Raw genomic sequence first — 1,139 nt, 5'->3', positions numbered from 1 at the left:
TTTCTCACATACAGAGGTAAAGACAAAGCAGATAGAGGCCCTTCTCCACATATGGCAAGAATCATATAAGAAAGAATGTGATGAATCTTATGCCATCGGTGCAATACAAGATCTGGTTTTTGGACTGCTAAAAGAAATAGAGGCAATGGAGAAACAGATAAAAAAGATTAAAGGCAAAAAGGAACCTGAAATAACAAACAATCAAATTAATGTCAGCAAAATAAAGTTTAAAGATTTATTAGATAAATCTGAACACCTTGAAGCATTAATGGTGCCCGTCAGTAAAGCTGTTACTGATAAAGCCGATACAGGCACAGCAACATTAGCAGATCTTGCTCACAAACTAGCAAACGATCTTGCACAAGAAATAAGAATATTGGAAGGAGCTTAAATTATGAAACTGGAGAAAATCGATTATTCCCGCTTTGATACCGATGAGCTTATTAGTGATAATGGTATTGATGATGCATTCAGCATACATGAGCTACCCGTCTATGTTGTTAGTCGTCATGGACGTTCTTACAGACGCTTTAGTCGTAGTAATGCCATTAATAAATTGGCGCATATTATGACGCAGAAAGTATTTAGCCGGGCCGGACGAGATACCAACTACCCAGCCCGACCAATAATTGGCGAAAACAATGTAGTGAACTGGACAGTAGGAGAATTACTACCTGAGTATATCCAGTGTCATAACAGAGCGGCACGGCGAATAAGATTACTGCTTAAGCGTCGAAAAGAAATAGACGAACTGCGCAAAAAATATATTGGCGCTTTCGTTGAAGCCGAACGATTAAAAAAAGAATTTATTAATGCTACTGCCAAAAACAGTCCAGCTATATCTTAATTAAAGTTAGGAGTTGTAAAAATGTACGAAGTTGAAATTATCTATCTCTCAATTAACAGTCAGGCAACGACACTCTGGGTTAAAGCCGATAATGACGATGAAGCAATATGCGAAGTCGAACTATTGCGAGATATTTTTGGTGAGGTTAATGTCGAATTCCGGTTAACGGGGGTGAAAAAATAACATCTAAAAATAACAACCGTGTATGCTGAATTAACAATGCAATAATTAGTTAACTTTTAATTACAGCTTAATGGCTGGGGATTGTCTCAGCCCTAAAATAGGATTGTAT

The 1,139-nt window shown here is 37.3% G+C and carries 3 protein-coding genes; all 3 read left to right on the top strand.

From position 1 onward, the window contains the following. Positions 1-391 (top strand): hypothetical protein (locus AACQ83_RS24175; protein ID WP_158537831.1); only part of this gene is annotated, 391 nt, incomplete at its 5' end. A 3-nt stretch (positions 392-394) separates the two neighbouring features. Beyond that, positions 395-847, top strand: a complete 453-nt coding sequence (locus tag AACQ83_RS24170; protein WP_112879906.1) for a hypothetical protein — start codon at positions 395-397, stop codon at positions 845-847. Positions 848-868: 21 nt separating this feature from the next. Beyond that, entirely contained in the window at positions 869-1,030 is a 162-nt protein-coding gene (locus AACQ83_RS24165) for a hypothetical protein (protein ID WP_158537830.1), read from the top strand. The last annotated feature ends 109 nt before the right edge of the window (positions 1,031-1,139 follow it).

This window comes from Photorhabdus sp. S10-54 (assembly GCF_963878145.1).
Lineage (GTDB): Bacteria > Pseudomonadota > Gammaproteobacteria > Enterobacterales > Enterobacteriaceae > Photorhabdus > Photorhabdus kayaii.
This window is presented reverse-complemented; position numbering and strand designations above follow the sequence as displayed.

Coding starts and splice junctions, on each gene's coding strand:
- AACQ83_RS24170 (WP_112879906.1), top strand. CDS start 395: ATGAAACTGGAGAAAATCGATTATTCCCGCTTTGATACCGATGAGCTT.
- AACQ83_RS24165 (WP_158537830.1), top strand. CDS start 869: ATGTACGAAGTTGAAATTATCTATCTCTCAATTAACAGTCAGGCAACG.